18 protein-coding genes are annotated in these 15,223 nt (G+C 37.1%); 14 read left to right on the top strand and 4 right to left on the bottom strand.

Going from position 1 to position 15,223, the window contains the following annotated elements:
• Nucleotides 1–65: 65 nt before the first annotated feature.
• The 3 genes from BMS_RS15260 to BMS_RS15250 are packed head-to-tail and all read left to right on the top strand — an operon-like array spanning nt 66 to nt 2,419.
• Nucleotides 66–1,451, top strand: a complete 1,386-nt coding sequence (locus BMS_RS15260; RefSeq protein ID WP_014245723.1) for a sigma-54-dependent transcriptional regulator — start codon at nt 66–68, stop codon at nt 1,449–1,451.
• Nucleotides 1,438–1,626, top strand: a complete 189-nt coding sequence (locus BMS_RS15255) for a hypothetical protein (protein ID WP_014245722.1) — start codon at nt 1,438–1,440, stop codon at nt 1,624–1,626. The genes BMS_RS15260 and BMS_RS15255 overlap by 14 nt, the downstream gene beginning before the upstream one ends.
• Before the next feature lie 10 nt (nt 1,627–1,636).
• Nucleotides 1,637–2,419, top strand: a complete 783-nt coding sequence (locus BMS_RS15250) for a hypothetical protein (protein ID WP_044557705.1) — start codon at nt 1,637–1,639, stop codon at nt 2,417–2,419.
• On the opposite strand, the gene BMS_RS15245 is transcribed toward BMS_RS15250, so the two are convergent.
• Nucleotides 2,413–3,402 carry an amino acid--tRNA ligase-related protein gene (locus BMS_RS15245; RefSeq protein WP_014245720.1) on the bottom strand — a complete coding sequence of 330 codons (990 nt, stop codon included), beginning with the start codon at nt 3,400–3,402 and terminating at the stop codon, nt 2,413–2,415. The genes BMS_RS15250 and BMS_RS15245 overlap by 7 nt on opposite strands.
• A gap of 78 nt (nt 3,403–3,480) precedes the next feature.
• On the opposite strand from BMS_RS15245, the gene ftsY reads away from it, so the two are divergent.
• From ftsY to BMS_RS15220, 5 genes are all read left to right on the top strand, one after another.
• Nucleotides 3,481–4,758, top strand: a complete 1,278-nt coding sequence (ftsY, locus tag BMS_RS15240) for a signal recognition particle-docking protein FtsY (protein WP_014245719.1) — start codon at nt 3,481–3,483, stop codon at nt 4,756–4,758.
• Between the two features lie 48 nt (nt 4,759–4,806).
• Nucleotides 4,807–5,112, top strand: a complete 306-nt coding sequence (gene zapA, locus BMS_RS15235) for a cell division protein ZapA (RefSeq protein WP_014245718.1) — start codon at nt 4,807–4,809, stop codon at nt 5,110–5,112.
• A gap of 31 nt (nt 5,113–5,143) precedes the next feature.
• Nucleotides 5,144–5,698: a 5-formyltetrahydrofolate cyclo-ligase gene (locus BMS_RS17225; protein WP_014245717.1), complete on the top strand. Its 555-nt coding sequence runs from the start codon at nt 5,144–5,146 to the stop codon at nt 5,696–5,698.
• Nucleotides 5,699–5,718: 20 nt separating this feature from the next.
• On the top strand, nt 5,719–7,278 hold the full coding sequence (gene rny, locus BMS_RS15225) for a ribonuclease Y (RefSeq protein ID WP_014245716.1): 1,560 nt from the start codon (nt 5,719–5,721) through the stop codon (nt 7,276–7,278).
• 271 nt (nt 7,279–7,549) lie between these two features.
• Nucleotides 7,550–8,047 (top strand): hypothetical protein, encoded by a 498-nt coding sequence (locus BMS_RS15220; protein ID WP_014245715.1) that lies wholly within the window; start codon nt 7,550–7,552, stop codon nt 8,045–8,047.
• Nucleotides 8,048–8,083: 36 nt separating this feature from the next.
• Here BMS_RS15220 and BMS_RS15215 read toward each other — a convergent pair whose 3' ends face one another.
• Complete coding sequence (locus tag BMS_RS15215; RefSeq protein ID WP_014245714.1) at nt 8,084–8,524, bottom strand: hypothetical protein; 441 nt, start codon at nt 8,522–8,524, stop codon at nt 8,084–8,086.
• 508 nt (nt 8,525–9,032) lie between these two features.
• Nucleotides 9,033–10,022, bottom strand: coding sequence for a tRNA dihydrouridine synthase (locus tag BMS_RS17220; protein WP_157868305.1), 990 nt, complete (start codon nt 10,020–10,022; stop codon nt 9,033–9,035).
• 93 nt (nt 10,023–10,115) lie between these two features.
• On the opposite strand from BMS_RS17220, the gene BMS_RS17215 reads away from it, so the two are divergent.
• The 6 genes from BMS_RS17215 (at nt 10,116) to BMS_RS15175 (ending at nt 14,843) form a co-directional block, all read left to right on the top strand.
• Nucleotides 10,116–10,568, top strand: coding sequence for an NUDIX domain-containing protein (locus tag BMS_RS17215; protein ID WP_014245711.1), 453 nt, complete (start codon nt 10,116–10,118; stop codon nt 10,566–10,568).
• Nucleotides 10,550–11,320, top strand: a complete 771-nt coding sequence (locus tag BMS_RS17210) for a hypothetical protein (RefSeq protein ID WP_014245710.1) — start codon at nt 10,550–10,552, stop codon at nt 11,318–11,320. The genes BMS_RS17215 and BMS_RS17210 overlap by 19 nt, the downstream gene beginning before the upstream one ends.
• A complete protein-coding gene (locus BMS_RS15190; protein WP_014245709.1) occupies nt 11,317–11,772 on the top strand; it encodes a hypothetical protein in 456 nt (151 codons plus the stop codon). The genes BMS_RS17210 and BMS_RS15190 overlap by 4 nt, the downstream gene beginning before the upstream one ends.
• Nucleotides 11,773–12,011: 239 nt before the next feature.
• Nucleotides 12,012–13,382: a hemolysin family protein gene (locus BMS_RS15185; RefSeq protein WP_044557704.1), complete on the top strand. Its 1,371-nt coding sequence runs from the start codon at nt 12,012–12,014 to the stop codon at nt 13,380–13,382.
• Nucleotides 13,383–13,458: 76 nt separating this feature from the next.
• Nucleotides 13,459–14,436: an NAD(P)/FAD-dependent oxidoreductase gene (locus tag BMS_RS15180; protein ID WP_044557703.1), complete on the top strand. Its 978-nt coding sequence runs from the start codon at nt 13,459–13,461 to the stop codon at nt 14,434–14,436.
• Nucleotides 14,433–14,843 (top strand): hypothetical protein, encoded by a 411-nt coding sequence (locus BMS_RS15175; RefSeq protein ID WP_014245706.1) that lies wholly within the window; start codon nt 14,433–14,435, stop codon nt 14,841–14,843. Before BMS_RS15180 ends, BMS_RS15175 begins: the two co-directional genes overlap by 4 nt.
• On the opposite strand, the gene BMS_RS15170 is transcribed toward BMS_RS15175, so the two are convergent.
• Complete coding sequence (locus tag BMS_RS15170; RefSeq protein WP_014245705.1) at nt 14,832–15,182, bottom strand: 2Fe-2S iron-sulfur cluster-binding protein; 351 nt, start codon at nt 15,180–15,182, stop codon at nt 14,832–14,834. The genes BMS_RS15175 and BMS_RS15170 overlap by 12 nt on opposite strands.
• Nucleotides 15,183–15,223 lie beyond the last annotated feature (41 nt).

The following is a 15,223-nucleotide window of genomic DNA, read 5'->3' as shown; positions in this document are numbered from 1 at the left end:
GTTTAAATTGAGCTTGGAAAATACAATAGGATAAAGACTAATCCTTTTTATTTCTGGGGCTTACAGTGAGCAAGAAGACGTTAAACTTTCTCGTTATAGAAGATGATGCACTTTCGAGATTAAACTTAGTAACTTTACTCAAAGATCATGGTCTAGTAAGGGAAGCTGAGAACTCACAAGAAGCAACGAAATTAATTGAATCAGAAAAATTTGATTTAGCATGGATTGATCTAGATCTTGAAAGAGATCTAGCTGGCCTAGACCTTATTCCACTAGTGAAGTCATCGGGAGCTTACCCTGTTGTCTTATCAGGAAGAGAAGAAGAGACCAATATTGAGGAAGCTTATTTAAGAGGTTGTGAGGATTATCTTTCTAAACCTTTTGATAAGGATGCTTTAGAGCTTGTACTTAGAAAGTATAAAGTACTCTCTAAAGAGTCTACTCTAAAGAAGTTCTTCTCAAGAAAATATATCACTCAAGATCAGAAGTTAATTGATAGCTTGAAAATTATTAGTGAGGTTATTTCTGCTAATAAGCCGGTCTTTATAAAAGGGCCAACAGGAACAGGAAAGACGCTCATTGCAAAGCTTGTTCATGAATTGATTTTTGAGAATGATGATAAGTTTATTCATCTCAATTGCTCTGAAATTCCTGAGAACCTTTTAGAAGCAGAACTATTTGGGTATGAAAAGGGAGCTTTCTCGGGAGCCGAGAGTTCTAAGAAAGGAAAGTTTGAACTAGCAGATGGTGGGACGTTATTTCTAGATGAAATAGCGACAATGCCAATGATTCTTCAAAAGAAAATTCTTAAGGCAATTGATGAAAAGTCATTCTATCCACTGGGGAGTGAAAAGATGGTTAAGTCCGACTTTCGCTTAGTGAGTGCAACCTGTGAGGACCTCGAGCAAATGGTCAAAGATGGAGACTTCAGGGAAGATCTCTATTTTAGGATAGAGGGATTTAATATTGAGCTTCCGGCCTTAAGTAAGAGAAAAGGAGATATCGCTCTTTTGATTAAGCATTTCTTAGGACAGGGAAAGAGGAGAGTCGTTCTGTCAGCAGAAGTTAAGACTTTACTTGAAAAATATTCGTGGCCTGGAAATATAAGAGAGCTTAGAAAAGTTGTAGAAATTCTTCAGGCGAAAGCTCATGGAATTATAAAGGTAGATGATCTCCCTTCTCATATCTTAGGAGTTACTAAGAGCTCTTGTTTAGATTCAAGTGAACTCTCTCCGGCCCTAGAGGGAAGTATTTTAAATAAGATGCAAATGGAATACATTCAAATAAATGGGCTAAAGGCCTTTGTAGAAAAAGTTGAAGAGGATGCAGTTTCACAAGTGCTAAAGAATAATAATGATAAAGTGAGGAAATCTTTAGGGGTCTTAAAGATATCTAATAGTGCTTTTTATCGTATATCTGAGAGAATAGGAAAGGGCTGTGGACAAGAGTAAATTAATTCACGACATGAATTCGAGTATTTCTGCAATTGCGCAGTCGTTGGCCCTTGTTAACGATAATTGGAAATCAAATCCAGATCTAGTTGAAAAGATACTTCCTCTTTTACTTGAAAAGGCTACGAGCCTAGAAGAGACATGGGGAAGTGTTAAAGAAATAATTAAAGAATAAAGGTAGAAGAATGAGAAAGATTTTAATTGTATTAATGATGTCACTAAGTATTAGCAGCGTACAAGCTGAAAGTTGGAGTGACAAAGTAAGACCTTATGTAGAGCAATACTTAGGAGAAGAGATTGCTGTAAAATTATTTGGAGAGAAGGAGCAATCAATTAAGTTGCCTGAAATTCCAGTTGTTAATAAAGATGCAAAGTCTACTCGTCCTGAATTCGTCGATAAAACAAAATCAAAAATCTCTAAAGATAAAATGGAGAAAGCAGACCTCTCTTTTTTATTTGAAGTTTATGAATCAGCACGAAGAGTGAAGCCTAATGATAATGATATCGCTAAATGGATGAATGTTATTACTCAAGGGGGAAGTCGTGAGGGAGTTTATAGGGCCCTCGTCCTAGATAATACTTATGCAGCGATGGAAAATTATGATTCTCCAATGACTGACTCTGGAATTAAATTTGCTCAGTACTATGTTTCATCTTTTATGGATAAGAATATTTCTAAAGATTCTTTGGAAAAGACAAACTTCTATACTCTAAAGAGAGTTTTAGTAGAGCAAACGCTTGAGATAATCGACGAGCTACTCTTTAAAGATGTTAATCTCTTCTATGATTGGTATGCCGTATTCTCTGCTGAGGTAGCGAAGAAGTATCCAACTTATTTTACGAATAAAATTCGTGTAAGTACTTCAAGAGAAAGGCATAGAAAGTGGGCCGAGTTTGTTCCGGTTCAACACGTAAAGTCTGAAGTCATTATAAAGCTTCATAAATTATTCAATGCTACTAATCAGTAGTAGAACGGATTTTCAATATCACAAATAGACATAAGTAGTCTTTCAACTCCTAGTGCAATACCACTGGAAGTTGGAAGACTTTTCATCGTCTTATAGAATTCGCTTGGCTCTGGTAGTTTGTACTGATAAAGGTTTTCCTTTAGTCGTCCTTGCTCATTAAATCTCTCTCTTAGTAAATCTAACTCAGTAAGCTCATTAAACGAATTACATAACTCAATACCAAAGCTATAGACTTCAAAGCGGTCACAAACACGGGAGTCATCTTTGTTGATTGTTGATAAAGCACTTAAGTGATGTGGGAAATTATATAAAATAATAAAAGGGTACTCTTTTAACTTTGGTTCAACTTCATTTAGAAATAAAAGAAAGTAACCATCGTCCCAACTTAAGAGGTGGTCGTCTTTTTCTGGTGGAAGAGGAACCTGCGGGAAGCGCTCTCTGATGAGTGCCAATAACTTATCTTTTTCTAGGTATTCCAAAATATCAATTTTTAGAACTTCTAAGAATATTTCTTGAACAGTCTTCTTCATTGGAGAGAAATTCTTGAGCTCGCTTTTAATTTCTTCTCCACTGGCGAGCATTTTTTCACAGCAATATTTAAAAAGATCTTCTGTATCCTTCATTATAGTAGTGTAAAACTCTTGCGTTCTATACCACTCGAGCATTAGAAATTGCGGGCGATGATGAGTCGAGTTTGGCTCATCTCTAAAACAATATGAAATATTATAAATTTTTGAAAAGCCTAGAGAAAGGAGCTCTTTCATATGAAACTCAGGTGATGTGTGTAAGTAGAGCTCAAGGTTTTCTTTATTGTGCGGACTTCTAACTTGGAAGGGGTGGATGTGAGTTTCCATTCCAGGGTTTTGCACCATCGGAGGAGTAAGAACATCAATAAATTCTCTTTCTAGAAAAAAGTCTCTTATGAATTGTTGGAGTTTAAATAGTTTTTGAAGCTTTTTTAAGCGTTCACTCTTCTCTTTCACCTTTCACCGCGCCATGTGTTGATTTTCTTTTTTCTATGACATATCAATGGGTGCACAAAATACACAAGAGGATTTTTAATGAATGATTTAATTAAATTACTTCAAAATCTATATGACCAGACAGGTCAAAACTTAACTGCAGATATTAACCATGTTTATGGTGCAGGAGGAGGGCTATCCCTTCTGCTCGTATTAGTTCTATTTCTTCTTTTTAGAAAATCACCAACAAAGAAGTTAGAGACTCCTGAACAAATTAAGGATCAGCCAACTTTTAAAGATGAAGTTGAGCAGGTCAGTGCAGAGATTGAGGCCAAGCAAAGTGCTGATGAAGTAGAGAAAGACGCTCTGGCGAAAGAGGAGTCACCTAAAGAAGAACCAACTCCTGTTGCTGAAGAAAAAGTTGAAGAGAAAGTAGTCGAAATAAGCTGGAGAGATAGGCTTAGAAAAGGGCTTTCGCGTTCAAGCTCTGAAGTGTGGGGAAAGATTGGAGCTATTTTTACTGGGAAAGGATTGGATGATGACACATTAGAAGAGGTTGAAGAGCTTCTCTATGGTGCAGATATTGGTCCAACTATCGCAGTTGAATTAATTGAAGGTCTTGAAGAAGAGGCCAAGAAAGATGGTTTCGGTGAGAAAGAGTTTAAGAAATACTTAAAGACTTTCTTAGATTCAAAAATGAATGGCGTACAGGCAACGGTTGATAGCGACCTTTATAAGTTTAATGAAGCGAATCGTGGAAAAACAAAGGTTATCATGGTCGTTGGTGTTAATGGCGCTGGTAAGACAACTACAATTGGAAAGCTTGCGACGAAGCTCACTGCTCAGGGAGCAAAAGTTGTCGTTGGTGCTTGTGATACCTTTAGAGCTGCAGCAGTGGATCAACTAGAAGTTTGGTGTCAAAGGGCCGGAGCTCAGATGATTAGGGCCAAAGAAGGAGCAAACCCTAGTGGCGTAGGATATGATGCTCTGCAAACGGCTATTAATGAGGGTGCGGACTACTGTATTTTAGATACTGCAGGAAGGTTACATACAAAAGGTAACCTTATGGAAGAGCTTAAGAAGAGTCGAGACGTTTTGAAGAAGCTGGATGACTCTGCGCCACATCAGACTCTCTTAGTAATTGATGCCATTACGGGTCAAAACGCTTTGAGACAGGCTGAAGAGTTTAATAATACTCTTGGGCTGTCAGGATTAATTTTTACGAAATGCGACGGATCTTCTAAAGCAGGTTCTGCAATAGGAATTGTTGATAAATTAAAAGTACCAATTGCGTACATTGGTGTTGGAGAGCAGGTCGAGGATCTGAATATCTTCAATCTCAGTGAGTACTTGGACGCCCTTTTGGACCTTGAGTAATAGTAAGTAGATTGACTCTAATGCTCCTTTAAGGGTAATATTTAAGAGATGGAAAGTATAAGAGAAGAAAAAGAATTTAACGTACTAGGATATAAAATCAAGTTCACACCAGATGAGTCTGAGGCAAGTATTTCAGCAGATGAGGTTGTGAGTTACGTACAGCAAATTACTGAGGAAATTAGACAAAAATCTCCTCAATTAGATATTGCCCAAGTTGCAACGTTAGCGGCTTTAAAAGTGGCGAATGAAAAACTTTCAATTGAGAAAGACTTCGAAAATAATATATCAAGATTGCATACGACAGCTTGTGATGCTCTTCAATTTATTGAAGAAGTGTCTCCTTCTACTATCTAATTCTTCTCTTACAAAAGAGTGGAAGTAAATTTTGAGTAAAGAAAATCTTCGAAAAATTCTTCGAGAGAGATTGAATAATTTCAATGCTGAAGAAAAAAAATCGAAAGAGCTCTCTTGCTTAAGCTATTTTACAAAACTTCTTGGGGATCTCTCCCTTCTTTCCAGTGATAAAACGATAGGACTTTTTGCTCCACTTTCTGATGAGATAGATATTGTGAGTGGGTTAAAGGGCCAAGGCTTCAAGCTAGCTTTTCCAAGTGTAAATGATTTGGGACAGATGGTTTTTAGAGAGTCGAGGTATGAAGACTTGGTTGAGAAATCGAGTTTTAAAGTAAAGATATTTGAGCCCAGATTAGAGTGCTTGGAAATTGATCCAGATATTCTAGTTGTTCCGGGCCTTGCCTTTGGAAGAAATGGCGAGAGACTTGGTCGCGGAAAGGGTTATTACGATAAGTATTTAAAGAATTATAAAGGTATAACCATAGGTTTAAGTTTCGATGAGCAATTAATTGCTGACATCCCAATGGAAGATCACGATTGTTATCTAAATTGGATTGTCACAGATAAAGAAATCATTGAAGTTTGAAATAATAAAGGAGTAAAGAGATGGGTATAGAAGTTATTCTTGCATCCATTCTTTTTCTAATCGTTGGTGCGGGAGCGGGATTTTTTGTTAGAAATTCGCAAGCAATGAAGGAATTGAATGAAAGAAAGTCGAAGGGTGATGAAATCATCGAAGAGGCGAAAGAGAAGGCGAAGGATTTAGCCTATAAAGCTAGAAAAGAAGCTAAAGAGATTGCTAAGGAAGAAAAGCAAAATCTAGACAGAGAAATCAGTCAAAGAACGAAAGAAATTAAAGATCAAGAAAAAGAAATTGCTCAAAAAGAAGCTAAGCTTGATTCAAAGTTAGAAGAAGCAACTAAGGAAAAAGCTCGTCTTGCTGACAAAGAAGCAGATCTTGAAAAAGCAAAGAGAAGTGCTGATGAAGAGAGAGGACGTTTCAAGGCTAAGCAAGAAGAAATTGTTGTAAAGCTAACTGAAGTGGCCAAGCTTACAGAAGAGCAAGCAAAGGAAGAGCTTATTTCTTTAATGGAAGAAGACGCGAAAGTAGACTTCTCTAAAAGACTTGTTCGCCTAGAGGAAGAAGCGAAAGAAGAAGCGGAAGAAAGAGCAAAGAGAATTGTTGGTATCGCCATTCAAAGATTTGCTGGAGAGCACGTTGCAGAGAAAACAATCTCAACGGTTGAGCTTCCGTCTGATGACGTTAAGGGGCGTTTAATTGGTCGTGAAGGTCGTAACATTAGGGCCTTCGAACAAATTTGTGGAGTTGATTTAATTATTGATGACACACCTGAAGTTGTTGTTATTTCTTCGTTTAATGTTGTGAGAAGAGAGATTGCTAGACAGACAATTTTAAAACTCATTGCTGATGGTAGAATCCACCCAGCAAAAATTGAAGAATTTCATGATAAGTCTAAAACTGAAATGGAGAAACAACTTCTCTCTCTTGGTGAAAAAGCACAAATGGAAATAGGTGTTCACGGAATTCACCCAGAGATCTTAAAGTTAGTTGGTGCTCTAAATTGGAGAACATCATATACTCAAAATCAATATCAGCACGCAATTGAAGCCGCATTTATTTGTGGAGCTATGGCCGCTGAAATGGGGTTAAACGTTAAGCAGGCAAGAAGAGCAGGTCTTCTTCACGATATTGGAAAAGTACTTGATGCTTCAGCAGAAGGTTCTCACGCTGTAACAGGTGCAGACTTTGCTAAGAAGTACGGAGAGTCTCCTGATATTGTACATGCGATTAGAGCACACCACGATGATGAGAAACCAGAATCTGTTCTAGCTCATATTGTTGCTGCAGGTGATGCACTTTCAGGTGCTCGTCCAGGTGCAAGAAAAGCGATGATGGAGTCTTACGTTTCACGTCTTACAGATATTGAAGAAATTGTGAATAGCTTTGAAGGTGTTTCAAAGTCTTATGCAATCTCTGGTGGTAGAGAAGTGAGAGTTATTGTTGAAAATAATTCAGTAAGTGATGAGCAGACAGTGATGCTCTCAAGAGATATTGCTAAGAAAATTGAAGAAGAGATGTCTTACCCTGGAACAATTAAGATTACAGTTGTGAGAGAGACTAAGGCCATCGGCGTTGCGAAGTAGCCGCGCGTGCAAAACGCGAAAGCGTTTTGACGTCGCTAGGCACCTTGGCACATGACAGAAGCGTTAGCGCCTGTCGTGTGAGCAAGGAGCACGTACAAAATGCATGGGCGGATCGCGCGCGAGCAAGGATCGTACAAAACGCGAACAAAACACAAAATATTAAAACCATCCAGTTTGGATGGTTTTTTTATTCTCAAGAAATCTAACATTATCCTAAAAAGTAAATCTCTATGTTAAAATTAATTTAAATTTTTTACTGGAGATTTATTTCATGAAGAAGTTATCAATTCTATTCTTAGTCTTTCTATCTTTAAACTCTCTTGCTTATAGTGAACTTAAAGGATGTTATGAGACTATTTCTTTTAATGCTCAAGATGTAGTAAGTGGGCCATCAGCACTCAATTCGCAGAGTGAATTTTTTCTAACAGATAATCAATACTACCGTGACCTTGAAACTTTTAAAGAATTAAAAACGTTAGTAGTAAGTGTCTTCAATGGCTATAACGACCCTTGGTACGGATTTTCTAACGTCATTATTCCTGTCGAAAAAGGTGAGTGGACAAAAGTAGGAAATGAAATCTCCTTTAAGATGAATGAAGATATAATGTACTACAGCTCTAATTATGAAAGAATTAAAGTTGATTTCCTAGTTGATGCAAAATTTAAAATTGTGGGAGATGAGATTGAAGGAGACTTTTACTTCTCATCTGTAAGAAGAGGTCTCTTCTATGATTTCTCTGCTAGGTTAAAAAAGAAAGAGTGTCTTTAAGATTGAGCACCGAGAAGTCTCGGTGCTACTTTAGAATTATAAACTTCTAACGACAGTATTAATGAGAGTATTCCCCTCTTCTCCAAAGCAAGTGGCCTTAAGTGTTTCTAAGATAGCGGCATAGTTATCCTCTGAAACACTGTGGTTTTCTGCGCATGTTTGTTGATTATCTCTAGCGATTTGTCCAGTTGTTCCAGAACAACTTGAAGCCGCTTCTCCAAATGCCGTCGTACAACTTAAGAATGATCTTGTTGCAACATCAAAACCTGTATTGGACTTTAAAAGGGCTTCACAGATAATTGATCTTCTACCTTGGCCTCTAGATTCATCTACAGCTCTTTGATAGTGATTCATCCCATCTTGAAAATAACTTGCTCCGAGGTTGTATTGAGTGACACCCTTGTTAAAGCTGTTTGTACAATCAGCAAATGTAGTAAAAGAAGCTGCAAGGGCGCAGATAGTAATTAGCTTTTTCATGTATCCTCCAAAATGGTAGATTTCATTATAAATGTGCTTAGAAAAAAATAAGAGATGGTAATAATTTCTCTGCTATAATATTAATAACGACTTATGTAGCGGTGTAAGAAAATGGAATTAAATAGAGAAAATAAATATTTAGTAACTTATCTAGTTGCTCTCTTTTTTTTAACTCTTATTCTTTGGTTTATAAATTTAAGTTTCCAAACATTAAATTATATAATTTTAGGATTTTGTTGGAGCTTTACTATTCATGCACCAAGTTTGAGAGAGAGGCTAGAGTTAAAGAAATATAAGTTCTCACTGTTACGCTTTGTTTTTGGAGTAGATAATTTTCTTGTTTCTCTGAGCTCTAAGTTTTATTTAAGAATTTTTCTTCGCTCTATACCACCAATAATCATTTCCTTTCTTTGCTTTCTCATTAGTATGAAAGGTATTTTTATGGCCTCACTAATCGGAGGTTTATACTTTGAATTAATTTTTCAAAGAAAGAGATTGTTGAAGTTAATTAAATTCCGTACAGAAGGTCTTTAAAGTGGTCGAGAGAGTTCGCTCGTAAAAAACTAGATCGCAATTGTTCAGGGTTTTCAAAATCATCAAAGAGATAGCGAGAAAAAGACTTAAACCTATTTAGAATTCTAATATTTTGATTTTCTTCTTTCTTATACTCTCTCTCAAGTTCATCAAAGTAGTTTTGAATAAATGTCTTTCTAGCTTCTAATAGAGTGTAGTCATCGAGATCATCTAAAGAATCTTTATTCTGATAGTAGAGCGAAGCAAGCCATGGCGTTTTTAAAGCCCCTCTTCCTAGCATAATTGAATCGCACTCACAGTAGTCGAACATTCTATCAATATCGTGAACAGTCCAAACGTCACCGTTTCCTATAATTGGAATATTAACGCTTTTAACTGCTTGCTTTATGTAGTCCCAATTGGCGAGGCCTCGGTAGAGCTGATCTCTAGTTCTGCCGTGAATTGTTATGGCCTCAACACCTTCATCTTCAAAGAGTTTTAGTGAGTCAAGGAAGCGGTCTGTATTCTTGTAGCCGATTCTAATTTTTACCGTGAAAGTTCTTTTAAAGTTTTCTCTAATTATTTTTATGATCTCTCTAAGTTCATCCATTTCACTTAAGAGGTAGGCTCCACCTTTGTGGGCATTTACTTTCTTAGAAGGACAACCGAGGTTTAAATCAAGATGCTCAATTTCTTCTATTGAATTGAGCCTAGAGACCATCTCCTTAGTTTGAGCGCGGTAACTAGTGAGGATTTGAAATCCTGTCTTCTTTCTAAGTTCAGGAGTGCTTAGAACCTTTTCACCGTAGTGACCAATTATTTTCTGAGTAGAGAATGACCCTACAGTGGGAACTCTTAGGAAGTCAGTACATAGGTAATCCCATTCAGGAAAGGCCCTTTCAATAGCAATACGGTAGGGCTCGTCGGTTACTCCCTCCATAGGTGCAAATAAAAGTGATCTCTCTTTGAAAGGTAATTTTCGCATAAAGTGCTTATAGACCATGGGTGTCAATATCTCAAGACTTGTGGTCACTTTTTATTTTTGCTAGAAAGTATTATAAAAATTTTAAGGTTACTCATGGTTACTCCAGTTTCAATTGTCATTCTGATTAGATCTATAGAAAAAGGCTCTCTTGAGCTGTGGATGCAGGAGCGAGTTGAAGATGGACCCCTTAACGGATTGCTAGAGTTTCCCGGCGGAAAAATCGAAGCAGGTGAAGATTCTCATCAAGCCGCACGTAGAGAATTCCTAGAAGAGGCCAGTGTTTCGCTTTCGAAGACCTTCCTCTTTAAGATTAAGACACATACTTACAAAGATAGAAGTGTCTGTCTCTTTGTGCACTTTGCGCAGGGGGATGATGTAAGTCCCGCCAATGGGCAGTGGTTTAAATTTAACTTCAATGAAATGTCTTTACCTTATAAAGAGAGACTTCCCGAAGTAAATTATGAAATAATAGACGACCTTTTAAATTATATAGATAGGCATCAAAGAGCAGGAATGTTGGAGAATATATGGGCGCAGAAATCTTAAATGTAGCAGAGTTTTTCTTTATGACTCTAGCACTTGGAATAGGGTTATTTACTTGGATTGCAAGTCCAAAGCTAACTGGGGCAGGATTTCAGAAGTTAATTAATAGTGTTTGCCTAGGCTCAGTTTCAATTGGGTTCCTTATTCACTTATCCTATGGAACTTTAACAGATCCAGTTTCTAGAATTTACTATATTGCGATAGCGGCCTTCTTCTTAATAAGACAATTGCACAAAGACGAGAAAACTATTTTTATGTGGGTGCTCTTTGTCGTTCACAACCTCGCTATGCTCTATCTATTAATGGACTTTCAAAATGGCTGGAGCACTCAGTACCGCTTTGGTCTGAGTTCGGCGATTCTAAATGGGATTATTACCTACGCAATGATTCTTGGTCACTACTACTTAGTCGTTCCAAAATTAAGTGAGAAGCCACTGAAAATTTGTGTGCTTATTCTCTGGGCGATTCTAGCAATTAAAGTTGTTTGGTCTTCATATGAAACATATCAGAATTGGGGCTTCTTCAAGGAGTTCACTCAGCTAGGTGGAGGTTACGCATTTAACTGGTTAATGTTGACTATGCGTGTTGGCTGGGGCTATGTTGTCATCTTCGCAATGAGTATTTTTACTTGGAAACTAGTGAAGATTCGCTCCACTCAAAGTGCTACAGGAGTACTGTACGCCATGACAATTTTTGTCTTTGTAGGAGAGCTAGTTTCAGCGTATTTATATTTTAAATATGGATTACTAATATGATGGAAGTTACTTTAACTTGTTCTGAATGCGGTTCAGGAGTTCACGTTTTACCAAGCACTGAGGCCAAGATTGCAAAGTGTGATGTCTGCGAAAAAGAAACTCCCGTTCATTTCAGTGAGGAGCATGAGACAGGTATTTTAAAGCAGTGCCCATGTTGCGAAAGAAAAGACTTCTATTCACAGAAAGATTTTAATCGAAAAATTGGTGTGGCCTTATTTATTGTGGCGGCAATCCTCTCAATCTGGACGTATGGAATATCTTTTCTTGTTCTCTACGCAATGGACCTCATATTATTTAGAAAATTGAGCCAGATTGCGATTTGTTATAAGTGCAATACGATTTTTAGAAACGTAAGCAATATCAAAGAGATATACGGCTTTAACCATGAAATGAATGATAGAATCGTCTATTCTGATCACGATTTTAATGGCAAACAGCTAGAGCACCACTAAAATGTGGTATAATTATTACAATAAGTCGTTGGTTTTACTATAAAATAGACAAAGAAATCAATGCGATGTATTATAAGTAAAGACATTTCATTTATTTAAGTATAAAAGATTTGTCACATTATTAACTTAACAAGGAACTGGGAAATAGAACCTCCGTCATTCATCGGCTACTTTAGCTTGGCCAACCTCTCTCAAATTAAATCAATTACATTATTCAACTTTCTGTCAGGACGTGTAACGTGCAAGTAGAAACTTATGAAGTCGTTTTACTAATGACTTGCTTTCTCTTGTCGGGAATTTTTTCTGGCTCAGAAGCTGTCCTCATGTCTATCAATATTGATAGAGCAAAGCAGATTATTGAAGAAGGTGGAAGTAGAGGAAATGCTCTCAATTTCATGATTGAGCGCCCTAATGAATTCCTAACTACGATCCTTGTTGGAAATAACGTTGTTAATATTTTTGCGTCATCATTAATGACTACTCTTACGGCGAGAATTTTCTCATCAGATTCCATCGGAATTGCCGTGGGTATAACAACTTTTATCATTCTTATTTTCGGTGAAATTATTCCAAAGACTTTTGCGAGAACTCACGCTGAAAAGCTTGCTGTTCCAACAATTCGCTTTCTTCAGCTTTGGTATATCTCACTATTTCCAGTGATTAAAAGTATCGTCTGGTTTATTAGTACTTTCTTAGGTGAGAATGCTGAACTTACTGGTCGACTTATCACTAAGCTCGATATTGAGTATATGGTTCAAAAAGCGGAGAAAGAAAACACAATCGATTCTAAACAAGTGGATCTTCTTCACTCTGTTTTAGATTTTCCGAAAATCAAAGTTAAAGACATTATGATACCAAGACAAAAGATTAAATATCTAAAGTCAGAATCTAGCTACCAAGATGTTTTAACTGTTATTAAAGAAGATACTCACTCTCGTTTCCCAGTATGTGATGGTGAGCTTGAAAATATGAAAGGCTTTCTTCACGTTAAAGAACTTGTATTCCTAGAGCAAGAAGAGAGAGAGAATTTCGATATTACTGAACATTTAAAGAGTCCTTTCTTTGTTTATGAACATATGAAGATCCAAGCGGTTTTCGATCATATGAATAGAAAGAAAGTTCACCTCGCTTTAGTTAAAGATGAGAATGGTCTAATCGTTGGTATTATTACTTTAGAAGATATCGTTGAGGAGATCTTTGGAGAAATTCAAGATGAGCACGACGAAGAAGAAGAATCAATTAATAAAGAATACCAAATTAGTGATTTAGAGACGGGAATCTATATTGATGGGTCTCTTTCCCTAAGAGAGCTATATAACGATTTCGAAATTAAGATACCTCTAAACGATAACTACTCTACAGTATCTGGGTTTATTTTAGATATGCTTGGAAATAACTTTCCAGAAGAGGGACAAATTATTGTTTGGGAAGGTCTATCTTTTGAATTGAAGAAAGTTCAAGATTACGAGATTAGAGAAATTAGAATTCAAGATGTCGATGGTGAAAAGCACTTTTTCTCTAAACGAGAGGCCAATTCTGCTGGTGAAGAAGAAAATGTTGAAGAAAAAGAAGTTGATCGAATGGCTTCGCAAAAAATATCTCCCGTCTAAGCTTAAAATATTTTACATTTACGTTTATACTAAAGACCTAGTTATCTAGGTCTTTTTTTTTTTGAGGAGAATTATTTTGGAAAAAATATATGATGTTGCAGTAATTGGTGGAGGATCAGCAGGAGTGATGGCCACTCTTAGATCAGTTCTAAATAATGATGAAACAATTCTCTTCCCAGGTACAGGTAAAGATAAGAAGAAGTCGCGTGCTATGTGGGTGACTAAAGTCGAAAATATGCCAGGCCACTTAGAATATAAGAAAGGGATCGAGAATCCAAATAGAGAGCAACTTGACTGGCTATCAAAAGAAAGTGACTTAAAAGAAAAGTTTGTTTGGCAGAAAAATAGAGGAATTACAGAATTAAAGAAAGAGGGAAGTCTCTTTGAATTAGTAGATAATAAAGGTGATAAGTATCAAGCAAAGTACGTTATTCTCTGTACTGGAGTTATGGATGTACAGCCTAAGATCGATGGAGATATCGCACCAGTTTTTCCTTACGCTAATAATCAGTCTATAGATTACTGCCTTCGTTGTGATGGACATCATGTCTATGGAAAGAAGACGGGAATTATTGGACACACTAATGGAGCAGGCTGGGTGGCAGCGATGCTTTATGAGAGGTATCAAACACCGGAGATGAAGATATTCACTCATGGTGAGACTCCAGAATTTGATGATGAAGTTAAGGGCTTAATTGATAAGTACGGTATCGAAGTTTATGAAGGAGAGATTTTCTCTATTCACGGTGACACTAAGTCTGGAAAGCTTGAAGGCTTTGAAGTTGAGGGCGAGGGTATCGTTGAAGTTGAAATGAGCTTCGTGTCTCTGGGGATGATTGTTTATAATGAACTCGCAAAATCTCTTGGGGCTGAAGTTGATGAGAGAGGATTTGTTGTGACCAATAATAAAGGTGAAACAAATATAGAGAACTTCTATGTTGCAGGAGATTTAAGAGCGGGTGTGAAGAAGCAGATCTATACAGCATGGGATACGGCGGTAGATAGTGCTGATGATATAAATGCTAAGATTAGAAGAGGGAGAAGAAACGCATGAAAACATTAATCGCTTTTTTGTTAATGTCTTCCTCTTTCGCCGGGCTTACTGGGAAGTGGAGTGCTGGTGGATTCTTTGACTATAATAATAGAAGCGGAGAGTGCAAAGAAATCTTCATGCAGATCAAGCAAACAGATAAGAAGCTCTATATTCTAGATGGTGGTTATATTTGTTCTGATATTCAAGCTTCCTATCCTCCCTCGAGCTTCAATATCGTTGATGGTGCACTCTACTACTTTGGTGAAAAAGTGGGAGAGGTTACTGAGAATGAAATCAATTTAAATTATGAAAATGGAGTTTACGGACTCTCATTAAAAAAGATCGGTACGGAGCTTATTTATAAAGAGTCGTGGGACGATGGAGAAGACTATCTATTAATTGAGGGGAAGCTCAACTTACTTCTTTAAAATATGAATCTTAACATCGCCATTTACTCTTGCTCTACAAGCAAGTCTAACTTCTTTGCCTTGGATCCATTCTTCGCCGTATGATTCTACATATGAGCCTTTGATATGCTCAACAGTATCATTTTCAATGACGCTTAATTTAGAAAGATTTGACGCGCCTTCGAGGACATTTATTCTACATGTGCCGCAAGAGCCTGCAAGGCAACCTTTTGGGAGTAAGTGACCGGCCGTTTCAAGTCCAACCCAGAGGTTTTCACCCTCTTCGACCTCAAAATTGAGGGTTTCTTCATCTAATAAGTCTCCATTTTCGGCTACTTGTACGAGTGACACGGTGGGCATACGAATTCCATCCTTTAGTGATTATAGTTTGCTGAATTTAT

Source organism: Halobacteriovorax marinus SJ, from assembly GCF_000210915.2.
Classification (GTDB): domain Bacteria; phylum Bdellovibrionota; class Bacteriovoracia; order Bacteriovoracales; family Bacteriovoracaceae; genus Halobacteriovorax; species Halobacteriovorax marinus.
This window is presented reverse-complemented; position numbering and strand designations above follow the sequence as displayed.